At 51.0% G+C, this 13,533-nt stretch carries 12 protein-coding genes and 1 pseudogene; 2 read left to right on the top strand and 11 right to left on the bottom strand.

The window, feature by feature from the left end; genetic code table 11:
• Window positions 1–10 precede the first annotated feature (10 nt).
• Entirely contained in the window at window positions 11–892 is an 882-nt protein-coding gene (locus B212_RS0119710) for a transporter substrate-binding domain-containing protein (RefSeq protein ID WP_019912741.1), read from the bottom strand.
• A 119-nt stretch (window positions 893–1,011) separates the two neighbouring features.
• On the bottom strand, window positions 1,012–1,917 hold the full coding sequence (locus B212_RS0119715; RefSeq protein WP_019912742.1) for a LysR family transcriptional regulator: 906 nt from the start codon (window positions 1,915–1,917) through the stop codon (window positions 1,012–1,014).
• Window positions 1,918–2,201: 284 nt separating this feature from the next.
• Here B212_RS0119715 and B212_RS0119720 point away from each other — a divergent pair, with 284 nt between their 5' ends.
• The gene (locus tag B212_RS0119720) at window positions 2,202–2,756 is read left to right on the top strand and encodes a GNAT family N-acetyltransferase (RefSeq protein WP_019912743.1); all 555 of its coding nucleotides are present in this window, start codon (window positions 2,202–2,204) and stop codon (window positions 2,754–2,756) included.
• 73 nt (window positions 2,757–2,829) lie between these two features.
• On the opposite strand, the gene B212_RS35450 is transcribed toward B212_RS0119720, so the two are convergent.
• Entirely contained in the window at window positions 2,830–3,495 is a 666-nt protein-coding gene (locus B212_RS35450; protein ID WP_028530937.1) for a vWA domain-containing protein, read from the bottom strand.
• Between the two features lie 108 nt (window positions 3,496–3,603).
• Window positions 3,604–4,137 (bottom strand): annotated as a pseudogene (locus tag B212_RS35455) (TerD family protein); the annotation flags it as partial.
• A gap of 131 nt (window positions 4,138–4,268) precedes the next feature.
• Here B212_RS35455 and B212_RS31970 point away from each other — a divergent pair.
• Window positions 4,269–4,958 carry a 3'-5' exonuclease gene (locus B212_RS31970; protein WP_019912746.1) on the top strand — a complete coding sequence of 230 codons (690 nt, stop codon included), beginning with the start codon at window positions 4,269–4,271 and terminating at the stop codon, window positions 4,956–4,958.
• A 323-nt stretch (window positions 4,959–5,281) separates the two neighbouring features.
• Here B212_RS31970 and B212_RS0119735 read toward each other — a convergent pair whose 3' ends face one another.
• The 7 genes from B212_RS0119735 to B212_RS0119765 form a co-directional block, all read right to left on the bottom strand.
• On the bottom strand, window positions 5,282–6,256 hold the full coding sequence (locus tag B212_RS0119735) for a LacI family DNA-binding transcriptional regulator (protein ID WP_019912748.1): 975 nt from the start codon (window positions 6,254–6,256) through the stop codon (window positions 5,282–5,284).
• A gap of 116 nt (window positions 6,257–6,372) precedes the next feature.
• Window positions 6,373–7,839, bottom strand: a complete 1,467-nt coding sequence (gene gtfA, locus B212_RS0119740) for a sucrose phosphorylase (protein WP_019912749.1) — start codon at window positions 7,837–7,839, stop codon at window positions 6,373–6,375.
• Window positions 7,840–7,851: 12 nt separating this feature from the next.
• A complete protein-coding gene (locus B212_RS0119745; protein ID WP_019912750.1) occupies window positions 7,852–8,814 on the bottom strand; it encodes a carbohydrate kinase family protein in 963 nt (320 codons plus the stop codon).
• A gap of 36 nt (window positions 8,815–8,850) precedes the next feature.
• Entirely contained in the window at window positions 8,851–10,359 is a 1,509-nt protein-coding gene (locus B212_RS0119750) for a glycoside hydrolase family 32 protein (RefSeq protein ID WP_036669735.1), read from the bottom strand.
• A 55-nt stretch (window positions 10,360–10,414) separates the two neighbouring features.
• Window positions 10,415–11,242: a carbohydrate ABC transporter permease gene (locus tag B212_RS0119755; RefSeq protein WP_019912752.1), complete on the bottom strand. Its 828-nt coding sequence runs from the start codon at window positions 11,240–11,242 to the stop codon at window positions 10,415–10,417.
• Window positions 11,242–12,126, bottom strand: a complete 885-nt coding sequence (locus tag B212_RS0119760) for a carbohydrate ABC transporter permease (RefSeq protein ID WP_028530939.1) — start codon at window positions 12,124–12,126, stop codon at window positions 11,242–11,244. Before B212_RS0119760 ends, B212_RS0119755 begins: the two co-directional genes overlap by 1 nt.
• A 67-nt stretch (window positions 12,127–12,193) precedes the next feature.
• Complete coding sequence (locus B212_RS0119765) at window positions 12,194–13,519, bottom strand: ABC transporter substrate-binding protein (RefSeq protein WP_019912755.1); 1,326 nt, start codon at window positions 13,517–13,519, stop codon at window positions 12,194–12,196.
• Window positions 13,520–13,533: the final 14 nt, after the last annotated feature.

Genomic DNA, 13,533 nt, shown 5'->3' on the forward strand with positions numbered 1-13,533 from the left:
ATCATTCTGGTCACTTAACTGTAGTTGCAGTAACGTCCGCTCCCAGCCATTCCGTGCTCAGCTTGCCAAGCGTGCCGTCTGCCTTCAATTCCTTGATGGCTCCGTCAATGGCATCCGACAGCTTCTGGGAATCGGCATCATTTTTGCGGAAGACATACAGAATGTCAGCGGAGGACAACTCGTCGCCAATGGCTTTCAGCTTATTCTGCGGATCAATAATCGGCAGGACAAAATCTGCAGCGAGCGTAGCATCCACCCGGCCCGAACTAATCTGGCTCACCGTATCATTGGCCGCACCGTTCTGATAGACAATGTTAATCGCATTATCATGCTCTTTGTTGTAGTTCTCCAGAATTTGCGCCTCCGCGCTGGTTGCGCCAGTCAGCACCTTTTTACCTTTCAGATCATCCAGGGAATGAATCGAATCATTGTCCTTGGCAACAACAATACGGTTTCTCCAGTGGGCGTAGGCTTCTTTGTTAAAAGAGTACTTTTGCTCTCTCTCCGGGTTTTTCTCCATGACATGCGCGACCAGATCAATCTTTTTGGTCTCCAGGCTCAGCAGCAGGTTGCTGAAATCCATCGTCTGCAGATCAAATTCATATTGCGGCAGACGGTTGTCGATTTCCTTAATCAGCTCCACATCAAAACCCGTCAGCTTACCGTTCTCATCAATGAAGCATACCTTCGGGAACCCGGTGCCCGTACCGACGACGATCTTGGTCACTTTGGCCGGCTCATCTGCTGCGGCAGATGCTTCTGCGGAAGCTTGTGGCGCTGCTTCGGCTGCATTTCCGCTCTTGCTGCTGTTTGCGCTGTTATTGTTCGTGCCGCAGCCGGCAATCGCCAGCGTCAAAATCAATAAATTGGCCAGTAAGATCGTCTTCTTCATCTTGTTATCCCCTTTGAATGAAAATGTTTTGTTTATAATCCCTATAGTTTTAGTTGGATTATATGCAATTAACTTTATCACTGCATGTGACCATGCGCTAATAGAGTTTTTTAATCCATTTATACAATAAGTCGATTAAGCGGTTTGCCCGGAACCGGCACCAGCTCCAGCAGTGTTTCGATAAATCCGGCATGCTCCCCGTTTAAGGAAATCAGACTGGTCCGTAAGGAGATGCCCTCCGTCTCCGCAATATCCACCCGGATCAATGTCCCTGCGTCCACTTCCTCCTGCACACTCAAGGCCGGCAGAAAGCAGATGCCCGCTTTTCGAATCACCAGCTTCTTGGCCGTCTCCAGATTATCTACCTGGTACACAATATTCGGCGGCTGCTCCATGCTCCCGAATACGCGGTGCAGCCGCATCCAGTCCAAAGAACCGCATTCGAAGAACACAAGCGTCTCCTCACGGATGCTCTGAATGGAGGCACGGCGCGTCTCCGTCTGAGCCAGCGGATGTCCCTCATACACATACAATGAAATCGGGTCCTCACAGAATGGATAGGCCTGAATTGCCGGATTAACCACCTTACGGATAAAAGCCAGATCAATATCCTTTGCCTTCAGCTTGTCAATCAGGGCCTCCGTGGATGCCGTCGTCAGCTTGATATTAAGGTTCGGATAAGTTCTCTTCAAATGGAGCAACAACTGCGGCATCAGATAATTGGAGACGGATACCGTGCTGCCGATTCTCAGCTCATTCGGAACCTGGCCTTTCGATTGGATGTGATGCTTCCCGGATTGATAGACCTGCAGAATTTGCTGCGCATAGGGGAGAAACTGCCTGCCTTTGTCCGTGAGCTGAATCTGCTTGCCCAGCCGCTCAAACACTCTGCAATCCAGCTCGCGTTCAAGCGACTGAATGCGGGCAGTCACTGTGGGCTGGGAAATATACAGGACATCCGCGGCCTTATTGAAGCTCCCGTAATGGTTGATATAGACAAACGCCTCAATATTTTCGATGTTCAATAATAACCCTCCTCATTAACATCTAGAAATATTAACTATTCCAATCGTTTAACAATGAATTAAAAGTGCGTTTCCCTATAGATTTAGTTAATATCTTATTCACAGGTCCTTTTTTTGTCAACAGACTTCTCATGTGCTTATTCAGAAAAACCATTAAAAAAATCACAAATGTAGATAGAACTTTTCTATTCATTTATCAGAATTGTTAAATTCCACTTATATTCATCGGATTTGTCGATTATAATAAAGCTCAATTATTCTATTTCATGAACAGGGGGCGCGACATGTCCAGCTCAAAAGAGATCATTATTCGTGAAGCCGTCGATTCCGACCGTGAAGCCATTGCGGGAGTTTTGCTGGAGGCGTATGGTCAATATTCATCTGTGCTGCCAGAGCCGTATTGGATAGAATACCGTGATTCCATCCTTCTGTCGGTCCACGGAACAGCCCCGGCAGCGAGGATTATTGCGGAGATAGATCAACAGATCGTTGGCAGTGTACTGCTGTTCCTCTCCTCGGAGGAAGCTTACGGCAGACCGGAGTTGGGTATTCATTCACCTATTATTCGTTTGCTGGCGGTTTCACCGGACGCCCGGGGCCGCGGCATTGCCGCTTTACTGATCCATGAGGCTGTCAGAAGATCCTTAGCGCTTGGGGCTGCAACCTTGAACCTCCACACCTCAGATATGATGGCCTCGGCGATCAAGCTCTATGAGAGACTCGGCTTCGAGCGGGCCTTCGAGACGGATATTATGAACGGCACAACCCTGGTCAAAGGGTATCGGCTTGATCTGGAAAGATACGCCGGGCAGCATGCAGAACAAACCTCCACGGTATGAAACAGGACTGTTTCAGCTTCCTGTTCCTTGCCCCGTGGAGGTACTCAAGTAGGAACTTCTCTAATTCCGTTGCCTAGAGAATCCTCTTCTCCTTTGCCGCCTTAAGCCAGAGGGAGAATTCGTTCAAAAGCTGATCATAAAGCTCCTCGTCGGAAACCTCCTCAATACGGTCCAGGTGTATAAAATTCGCATTATCTACAAGCCGTCCGGTCATCGTATCTAGCTGCTTCAGCACTTCAAAGTCGGAGTCGCCTATACCTACAAATTGCCAAAAAATTGGCTGTATAGACGCCTCCATAATGACTTTTCTGGTTAACCTTACTACGCCACCATCATTAATAAAAATAATGAATACCGGTGTTGTATCCTTTTCTTCTTGGGTATACTTGCGAATCACATCCTCCATTACCGGAGGTTCGTTATTCCGCCCGAATTTGTGAATGTTATGATTATTTAAAATATGTGTAAATACATATCGTCCCAGTTCTTGCTCCGTAACTGGCGGCAGCCGGCTGAACTCTGTATCGTAGACCCACACATCCAATGAACCATTATCATCAAATTTACTGGCTACTGCGAGAATACGTTCTACTACTTCCTGCACAACTCCTCTGGAGTAAAGACTTCGCATCGAGCCCGTGATATCTAGTACAATTCCTACTCGGGCTGTTACTCCTGTCAGTTGCTTTTTTACCAGAGTAAGCTCTACAATTTTTTTGCGCAGATCTATGGTAGGCACAGGTGGCTTAGCCGCAGTGTTCACATGCGTGTCCTCCCTAACCATCTCGGCAGTAGCAGCAACTTCAGCACCCTCCTCCTGTTCCACTTCAAGTCCGTAATTCTCGCATAATGCAGCCAGCCCTCCATTAAATCCGCTGCCTATAGCATTGAATTTCCATTCTCCGTTATGACGGTAAAGCTCACCAACCACCACCGCTGTCTCTTCCGATAAATCAGCCCCATAATCAAACCGGCATAATTCTTTGCCGCTTGTTCGATCAGTCAGCTTCAAGTAGAGACCGGACAAGTGCTTCATCCAATGATTTCGCTGCTCACCTTCGTAGATTGTCAAAGTGAGCGCAATCCGGGCATACTTCTCGGGGAGCCGGGTTAATGAAATAGATATTTCCTCTCTCCCTGCTTCTTCTGCGGCTGAGTGTATAACTGCTCCGTCTAGAGAATTAGGATTGCCATAAAAAATGAAATCTGCATCCTGCTCACAACGGTTGTGGGGCGAAAGCAAAAAAGCTGCGGCATCAATTCCAATCTCAGTATTTTCCGACATCCAGCCAAAAGTAAATTTCAATTCATTCAAGCTGTTTCCTTTGGTCAAATCTACTTTTTGCCCTTTTAACAAATTCATAGACTCACTCCTTGTCATCTCAGCATATTACCAATTCTGCATAGATAAGGAATACCATATCCGCTATACTTTGTAAATTCAATAGATTGTATTTACCGCTCTGCTCCTTTAATATGAAGCATATACATACTAGTTAAGGGGCTTTATCTATGAATTTCACAGCAATTGACTTTGAAACTGCGAATTCCAGCCGCTCCAGCGCTTGTGCCTTGGGGCTTGTTCAAGTCAGAGACGGCGCAATAAGCGCCGAGCACGTATGGCTAATCGACCCGCAGCAGCGGTTTGACGGGATGAATATTGCGATTCACGGCATTACCCCCTCGATGGTTGAGGGCAAACCTACCTTTGACGGGCTGTGGCCTACTCTGGAACCACTTCTGCAGGGAGAGATTGTTGTGGCGCACAATGCTTCCTTTGATATGAGTGTCCTGCGTTACTGTCTGGATGGGACCGCCTTCAGCTACCCTGCTTTTCAATATTTGTGCTCCTACCTGCTGGCTAAAAAAATATTGCATGAGCTGCCCTCCCATAAGCTCGATGCAGTAGCACGGCACTTCGGAATCGGCCTGAAGCATCATGATGCCCTGGATGATGCCCGCGCTTCAGCCTGCATTCTGCTCAAGCTGATGGAGATGAATGGACATTCCGATCCCCTGCTGCTTGCCGGAAGTCAAGGCTATACGGCCGGAACGATGTATGCAGGCGGCTATACTCCGTTCAAGGCTCCGCCCAAGAAATCGGCCAAAAAAGCAGCAGCCAAGAAAAGCGCTCCGCTGCCTTCCGCCCGTCCGGCAAAAGGCACCTCTGGCAGCAGCTCTGCCTGGAGCAATTTCTTCTGAAATTGCTCAGCCATCAGCGCTTCCCTGAACGCACCAAACCCCCGATCCATTCCAGCGGATCGGGGGTTCTTCCTGCTACTCAATCATTTCTATATCCATTGAACTTGAAAACCTACTAAAAAAAGGGTAAGTAACGGAGGGGAATTTTGGAACTGTAGGAGCGAACGCGTCCGCCTTTATATTTGGATTTCTACCGCAGCCAGCGGTTTCAATCAGGAAATCCAAATATAACAGCAGCCGGAAGTCCAAACATTCACCGCAGTTACGCCCCCCCTTTTTTCACAGAGGATTTCACTTCAATTGATATAGCTCAAATTAACGCCTCATGTGCTTTCCCGTTCGATCAATTCCACCGGCAGAACGTTCTCCCGCTCTACCGGCTTCTCTTCCATCTGCTCCAGCAGCAGTTCAACGGCCCGCCTAGCCATATCCTTGATCGGCTGTCTGATCGTGCTTAACCCGGGCATGTACCAGGAGGCGGCGGGGATATCGTCATAGCCGATGACCCGTACATCGCGGGGGACCTCCTTCCCGACGGTGCGGCACCATTTCATCACGGACAGCGCCATCAGATCGCTTGTTGTGAATACGCCGTCAATGTCGGGGTGCTCAGTGAACATTTTACTTATAATTCGATTGTAGACCTGCTCATCGAAGACATTTAGCTCAGTCTGATAGGTGACAACGTTGACGCCTTCCTGTCCCGCCTCACGCTCAAAGCCGGTCGTACGCAGATTGGACAGCATATCCAGCTTCATATTGCCAGCCAGAAGGCTGAGCTTGCGGCAGCCCTTAGCGATCAGCAGACGGGCCGCCAGTGCGCCGCCGTGCTCATTGTCCGAAGCGACGAACGGAATATCACCAATCTGGCGGTCGATGGTAACCAGCGGATAATTCAAATTGGTATAATCGCCGACCTCCAGCGTATGGCTGCCGAGAACCATCCCGTCCACCCGGTTGCGCCGCATCATATCGACGTAATCCCGCTCCTTGGCGGAATCAAACTGCGAATTGCATAGAAGAAGCTTGAACCCGTGCTGATAAGCGACAGATTCGATTTCATTCGCCAGCTCACCGAAGAACGGATGGGCCACGCTCGGGATAATCAGCCCGAGTACATTCGAGTGCTTGCGCAGCAGCGAACGGGCCAGCTCATTTGGCTGATATTTCAGCTCGTCCATGACCTGATATACCTTCTGCCGGGTCTTCTGGCTGATATACCCCCGGTTATTTAACACTCTTGAAACGGTGGTCACGGACACACCGGCTTTTTCCGCCACATCGTTGATCGTAGCCATTGCACTGCTCCTTCCTAAAGCTCGTCTCTCTATTATAATTTACGGGCGCATGAAAGGAAAAGATTGGGCTGACCAAAGAATCGCTGACACCGTCCTGAACCTCTGACAGCGCAGTTCTACACCTCAAGCTGCACCAGCACGCCCTCCCCATCTGTATATTCAATCTCAGGGCGCATCGTATCAAGGTTAATGTACAGTGTAGAGCGGAATTCGCCCTTCGTCCAGGACAGTCTGATTTCATGCGCTGCGGCTTCCTCCACTGCAAAATCGCCGTTAAACGCCTCGTATTCATTTCTGAACCGGATCAGCTTGAGCAGACGCTGTACAACTTCCTTCTCCAGCGATTGCCCGATTTCCGGGATCGTATAGTTATGGCGGTTGATCTCGCGTCCCTCGCCGGTGTCCCGCACCCGCTCCAGATCATTTTCACCAGCCAGCAGCCCGACATAATACACCTGCGGAATACCCGGAGCAAAAAACTGAATCGCCCGCGCTGCCACATACGCATCGTCATCGCAGTTCAACACCGAGTAAAAGGAGCAGCGGATTTGATGGACATCGAACCCGTCGGGCGCCTTGTGCTCGTCGGATAAGATCAGGCTCAGGTTGGCTCCTCTTTCGACACAGGTATCCACGAGCTTACGGGCACCCTTCGTGTCGATCAGGTCGTCCAGGTCAGGCTTGACCGGCACGCCGTCATGACAGTCGAGCATTGTGAACTGCTTGGCCGGACGGGTGCGCAGGTACTCCTTAAGCTCACGGCTGTCCTTGTTCAGCAGCGTATCAAGAATGCGGTACGGCAGGATAAAATCGTAAATCCAGCAGCCGTGCTCCGCCAGCTTGTATTGAACCGAATAGTGCGAATGCACCTCAGGCAGCAGCTCGATATCAAGAGAATCGGCCAGCTCCTTGATCCAGTCCAGAAAGTCATAAATCTCCGGCTCGACGAAAAAGCAACTGGTGCCCAGCTTTTTGATCACATACCCTACCGCATCCAGCCGGACGATCTTAACATTGTTCTCCTTGAAGCAAGTGAAGAATTGTATAAACATCTGCTTGACTTGCTCCGAGCGGATATCCAGATCAATCTGCTCGGACGGATCGGTCTTGCCGAAGGTCGTCCACACCTGAAGCTCTTCCCCTGTTTCCTGAATGGTGAAAGTGGAGTAGGGCTTGCTGCGGCGCAGGAACATTTTATCAATGTCCGCCTGTACCGGCTGTCCGTCCGCCCAGATTTTGTCCAGCGTAAGGAACAGATCGGCGTAGCGCGACTGCCGCCCGTGCTGCAAAAAGTCCTGAAAGTAAGGGGACTGGCAGGAGATATGATTGACCATCAGATCCACCAGCACATCATGCCGCTCCCCGATTGCCCGGATGTCCGCCCAATTGCCGAAGGCAGGCTCAATCTCCAGATAGGTCAGCGGTGCAAAACCGCGGTCCCCCGATGAAGGGAATGGAGGCAGAATATGCACCCCGCCCTTGAATACATCCGGAAAATACACATCCAGCACATGACGGAGGGACTTCAAATCTCCGCCAAGCGAGTCCGGGTACGTAATCAGTTGCACTTGATTTTTAACCATAGTCTTCTCCCCCTAGCATCCGTATTCAGCTTGTATTGTACTCAAATCGGGCAGCGGAACCACTGCACCGGTAAATTTCAATTTAAATGCGCTTACGGCAAACCCTGAACGGAGCGCCTCACGGACCGTTGCGCCTCTGACAAGCGCCGTATAGAACCCCGACCAGAAAGCGTCGCCCGCTCCGGTCGTATCGACCACCTCATCCGCCAGCGTCTCAAACCGGACCGTCTCCTGTCCATTCGAGACAATAGCGCCGTCCTTGCCGAGCGTCATAATGACAAGCCCTGCGCCGAGCGCAACGTATTTTTGCACCTGATTCTCGGGAGTATCGCTGCCGAACAGCCGCTCCGCATCGTCCTCCGAAGGCTTCACGATATCCGCCTTGCCGATGATCTTCTTGACGTAGGCCGTGCCGTCCTCGCCCTTCCCCCACACCTGGGGATGATAATTAGGGTCAAAGCATACCGGAATGCCGCGCTGCTTCGCCGCCTCAATCACCCGGTCAATGGTCTGCCGCGACGGCTCCATCGAGATCGGCCAGCAGGAGAAATGCACGATCCCGGCCTTCTGCACAGCCTGCTCCAGCTCCGGCGTGTACGCCAATTGGTAATCCGCGGCCCGGTAAAAGATCGGGACAGGCGTGGACGTGCTTTTCGTGATAAGCACCAGACTGGTGGAATCCTGTACAATTTGCACACACCGGGTATCAATCCCGGCCTCTTTCAAGGATTCAATCAAAAAAAAACCCAGCCGGTCATGACCGACTGCCGAAGCCACTATAGGACGAATGCCCAAGCGGCTGACATTCATAGCGATATTGGAAGGCGCCCCTCCGAAAAAAGGATGATAAGTCCCTTGTCCTGCAGTATTCTGATAATCCTCCGAGATAAAATCAACCAGCATCTCTCCCGCTGTCAGCACATCATATTCTCTGTCGGCCGGCAGCTTAATTCTCTCATCCAGCTTAAACACCATGTTCTCCCTCCTACTGCTATCCGGTATGTGAATCGTTCATCTCTGATTTATATGAAGCTTGTGCATATTTAAGGTGCGGATTCTAATATTTCCGCCAATGGTGTATACCTCTATTCTGAATGGACCGGCCGCCGGATATATCAGATCCGTCATCGCCAGTTCCCCTTCTCCGGCAAAAACCTCCACCGATATCCGGTCTGCCCAAATTCGCAGCTTCGGCGATTTCCCTGTACCGGGTGCCAGCTTCATGCTGTGACGGCAAGCAAAGTCAGGATGAAAGCTGCTCTCACCGGAAGCTGTCCGGTCGATATACAGCTCTCCTTGCCGCGCATCTATGCCAATCCGCGTTTCTTGGCCATCCTGCGTCCATAGACGTATGCCTGCTTCATATGCGCTTTCGGAATCGGGGCCCGGGACCATGCCTGACCATTCCCACTCAAGCAGCAGTTCCAGCAGCTCCGCAGCACAATCGGGCTTAAAGGGGGTCTGCGGACTAACGGCGATCTCCTCCCAGAGGGCAGAGCCCGCCCGCAGCCCGGCCAGCTCGGATACCGGAAGCTGGCGCAGTTGCAGCTCCCCGCCCTGATGATGAAGCTCCAATTCCCGCGGCAATGTCATGGCGCCGCGAAAGCGTTCAGCCGGAAGGAGCGCTGCATACTTCCAATTGCTCATCCAGCCCAGCCAGATCCGGCGGCCGTCCGGAGCGTCCGACCAGGTGACACCGGCGTAATTATCCCGGCCGCCGTCCATCCAGCGGACCTTCTCCACCGGCTCTTCGCCGATAAAGCATCCGCCCTCGAACCGGCCCAGAAAATATTGGGTTCGTGAGCCTTCAATGTCTTGCGGCAAGCCGCCGATGCTGACCACCAGCACCCACCGGCTTTGTCTCGGCCTATTACGCACCGGAAGCTCGAATAAATCGGGGCACTCCCAAACGCCGTGATGGGAGCCTTGTTGCCGTCCGAATTCCCCGGTGTAGCTCCACTCTTTCAGATTACGCGAAGCATAGAAGCGAATATGATCCCCGGCTGCAAGCACCATCACCCAGCACTGTTCCGTATCATGCCAGAAGACTTTGGGGTCGCGGAAGTCTGGAAGCGAGGGCTCCTTCAGCACCGGATTGTCTGCATACTTGATCCAGGTCTGTCCCTCATCCCGGCTGTAGGCCAAGCTCTGGCTCTGACAGACGGTCCCGGTATCCGGCTGGACTGTATGGTGGGTAAAAACTGCAACCAATCCGGGTTTTCCTTCAAAAAAACCGCTGCTATCCTTATGATCCACTACAGCGCAGCCCGAGAAGATCATCCCGTTCTCATCGGGATATAGAGCAACAGGCCGATGCTCCCAATGAACCAAATCGCGGCTTGTGGCATGTCCCCAGTGCATCGGCCCCCATTCTATGCCGCCAGGATGATATTGGTACATCAGATGGTAAATTCCGTTATGATACACCATGCCGTTAGGGTCGTTAAGCCAGTTGACTGGCGCGGAAAAATGATATTGCGGCCGCCACTGGTCAGCAGCCGGACGGGCATCCTTTTTCATCTTCAAAAGCTCCTCTCCTTCAATCACTCTGTCTCCCGGTCAGCTCCGCAAAAGGCTATTTCACCGAACCCTGCATAACACCTTGGATAATATATTTTTGAGCGAACAAATACACAATAACGACCGGCAGAATGGTCAACATCAGGCTCGCCATCAGAGGACCGTAATCGACCGTGTAGGTGCCGTAAAAGGAAAAAGTGGACAGAGGCAGCGTCCGTTGCCCAGGCTCAACCAGGATCAGCGATGGGAGCAGGAAGTCGTTCCAGATCCATAATACATTCAGAATCCCGATGGTCACAGTCGTCGGCACCAGTACCGGGAAGACAATCTGAAAGAACATTCTTGTTCTGGTGCAGCCGTCAATCATCGCGGCTTCTTCCAATTCCTTGGGGATGCTTTTAATGAAACCGTGATAGATAAAAACAGCCAGTGAGCTGCCGAACCCCAGATACATAAAGATCAGGGAAGATTTGCTGTTCAGCATGTCGAGAGAGCCGTAAATTTTCACCAAAGGAATCATTATCGCCTGGAACGGAATAATCATGGCAGCTACCATAAACAGAAACGTATTCTGGTTCAGCCTGCTGGGGTTGCGCACGAAATAGTGGGCGGTCATGGCGCCGCAAATCCCGATCAGAATGACGCTGAAGAACGTGATGATAATGGTATTGGTGAACGCATCTACATAATTCATCTGCTTAAAGGCATTGCTGTAATTGGCGAACTGAAAGCTGGTAGGCAGCGCCAGCGGGTTAGAAGTAATCGTCGCGTTTTCTTTCAGGGAGTTGAGCAGCAGCAGCAAAAAGGGAACGAGAAATAAAATCAGCAGAATAGCGAGCACAATGAACCTTGCTGCTGAGCCAAGCTGTCTTTGGAGACGCATCAGGCTTCCACCTCCAGCTTTTTGCTGAAATATACCTGCAGCAATGTGATTACGGCTACGAGCAGGAACAGGACGAATGCCTCAGCCTGGCCGACACCGTAGTCCCGCGACAGGAAGGCTTTTTGGTAGACGTGCATGGACACAAGCTGTGTGGAGCCGAACGGGCCGCCCTTGGTCAGGGTCAGGTTCAGGTCATAGACCATAAAGCCGCGTTGCAGCGACAGAAAAAGACATACGATAAACGAGGGCACCATCATCGGAATGGTCATACGGGTCAGCTTTTGCCAGCTATTGGCCCCGTCGATGCTGGCGGCTTCCTGAATATCGGCAGGCACGCCGGTTAAACCCGCCACATAGATCACCATCATATATCCGGCATACTGCCATATGGTAACAATAACCAGCGTCCAGAAGGCCTTGCCCGGTTCAGCCAGCCAGGATGCGCTGAAGATGCCGATGGAGGCTTTTTGCCCCAGGTAGACCAGTACGTTATTAAAAATAAATTGCCAGATGAAACCCAGCACGATACCGCCTACCAGGTTTGGCATAAAAAATCCCGCCCGGAACACATTCTGGCCCTTGACGCTTTTGGTGAGCGCATAAGCAAGCAAGAAGGCCAAAACATTGGTGAGCACCACGGTAAACAGCACGTATTTGAGTGTAAGGCCGAAGGAGCTCCAAAATTCCGAGTCTGCAAAAACCGATCCGTAATTCTGGAAGCCGACCAGGGTATGGGCAACAGAAATGCCGTCCCAGTTCGTAAAGGTTAAGTAAATGCCGTATAGAAAAGGAATAATCATTACGGTCAAAAAGGCAAACATGGTAGGTCCGGTAAACAGAAGCCGCAGCCGCAGCCGGTTCCAAAAGCCCTTTTCTCCAATCATCGCATGTTCACTCTCCTTCGTGTTGAAAACCGGCAGAGCCGGAAACAGCCCCGCCGGCAGAATCACATTACTTTACTGTTTTCCAATATTCCTGAATCTCTTTGGCCAAAGTGGCCCGGTCGCCGGATTTGTTCAAATATTTCTGCATGGATGCCCCCACCTTGGTCCAGTGGTCGGCCGGCAGATCGCTCAGAGACGGCTCCACCTTGCCTGCGGCCAAATAAGCTTGAATCGACTTGCCTAACGGATCTGGTGTCTCCATAGTAATATTCTTGAAGGCAGGGACGATGTTGGCTTTATTCACCAGGAAGTCTTGTCCGCCTTGTTCATACACGATCCAGTCAAAGAATTTTTTGGCCGCCGCTTGCTGCTCGGGAGTCGTTTTTTCCTTGTCTACAACAATACGTTTGCTTACAGCAGCAGAAATTTGGGTGTTGCCGTAATCATCGGGATTGTTGCTGATTGGCACAGAGAGGAAGCCGTATTGCTTGTTGGCGGTATCAAAGCCGCTGATCTGCGGCCATGCCCAGTTGCCCATAAACCAGATGCCTACCTCACCTTTGCCCAGTACTTCAGGTCCCTTCTCATAAGCCGGAGAAAGCGGAGAGGCCTGATCCATGTTGTACTTCATCATCACATCGAAGGTGTCCATCAGCCCGTTAAATACCTTGTTGGAGGCCAAATCCACGGTTCCTGCTCTAAGCGAGCTGATGAAGCCGGCAACCTCCTTGCTGTCCTTGCTCTGCCCTCCATAAGCCAGAGGAAGATAATGTGCGCCAAGCGACCAGTCCATCGGAGAAATGGTCAGGGCTTTCTTCCCGCTGGCTTCTATTTTCTTGAACAGCTCCTCTAATGCAGAAGTGGTATTGATCGAAGCAGGATCAAAGCTTCCTCCTACAGCTTTATCCAGGACTGCCTTGTTATAGATCAGGCCATACCCCTCAACCGCCAGCGGGAAAGCATAGTTCTTGCCGTCAAACGTCGTCAGATCAAGTGCATTGTCAATAGCGTCGCCATTCCACTTCTCAGCGCTCAGATCAAGAATGCGATCCTTGAATTTGGCCACATCTCCGGTATCCAGCATAATCATGGTAGGCTGATTGCCGGAGGCATATAGAGCGGAAGCCCTCTCAAAAGGCGATGTTCCGCTAGGCACCTGCTGAATTTCCAGTGTGATATCAGGATAAGCCTCATGAAAGCTCTTGGCCGCATCCTCTAATTGGGTTTGAATTTCACCTTTGGAATTTAGCAAAGTAATCTTGACACTTTTACCCGGGCTGGAGCTGTTCGAAGAGGTGGTGGCTTGGTTGTTGCCGCTGCTTCCACAGGCAGACAAGGAGGCGGATAATAGTAAAGTAAGCGCTGTTAAAGATACCTTTTTAAATCCTTTCATGTTTACATTCCCCC

Origin of the sequence: Paenibacillus sp. HW567 (genome assembly GCF_000374185.1) — a bacterium.
Classification (GTDB): domain Bacteria; phylum Bacillota; class Bacilli; order Paenibacillales; family Paenibacillaceae; genus Paenibacillus_AQ.

Bases quoted from the DNA above. Each gene is read 5' to 3' on its own strand.
- B212_RS0119755 (WP_019912752.1), bottom strand. From the start codon at position 11,242: ATGCGTCTCCAAAGACAGCTTGGCTCAGCAGCAAGGTTCATTGTGCTC.
- B212_RS0119760 (WP_028530939.1), bottom strand. From the start codon at position 12,126: ATGATTGGAGAAAAGGGCTTTTGGAACCGGCTGCGGCTGCGGCTTCTG.
- B212_RS0119735 (WP_019912748.1), bottom strand. From the start codon at position 6,256: ATGGCTACGATCAACGATGTGGCGGAAAAAGCCGGTGTGTCCGTGACC.
- B212_RS0119765 (WP_019912755.1), bottom strand. From the start codon at position 13,519: ATGAAAGGATTTAAAAAGGTATCTTTAACAGCGCTTACTTTACTATTA.
- B212_RS31970 (WP_019912746.1), top strand. From the start codon at position 4,269: ATGAATTTCACAGCAATTGACTTTGAAACTGCGAATTCCAGCCGCTCC.
- B212_RS0119750 (WP_036669735.1), bottom strand. From the start codon at position 10,359: ATGAAAAAGGATGCCCGTCCGGCTGCTGACCAGTGGCGGCCGCAATAT.
- B212_RS0119710 (WP_019912741.1), bottom strand. From the start codon at position 892: ATGAAGAAGACGATCTTACTGGCCAATTTATTGATTTTGACGCTGGCG.
- B212_RS0119720 (WP_019912743.1), top strand. From the start codon at position 2,202: ATGTCCAGCTCAAAAGAGATCATTATTCGTGAAGCCGTCGATTCCGAC.
- B212_RS0119745 (WP_019912750.1), bottom strand. From the start codon at position 8,814: ATGGTGTTTAAGCTGGATGAGAGAATTAAGCTGCCGGCCGACAGAGAA.
- gtfA (WP_019912749.1), bottom strand. From the start codon at position 7,839: ATGGTTAAAAATCAAGTGCAACTGATTACGTACCCGGACTCGCTTGGC.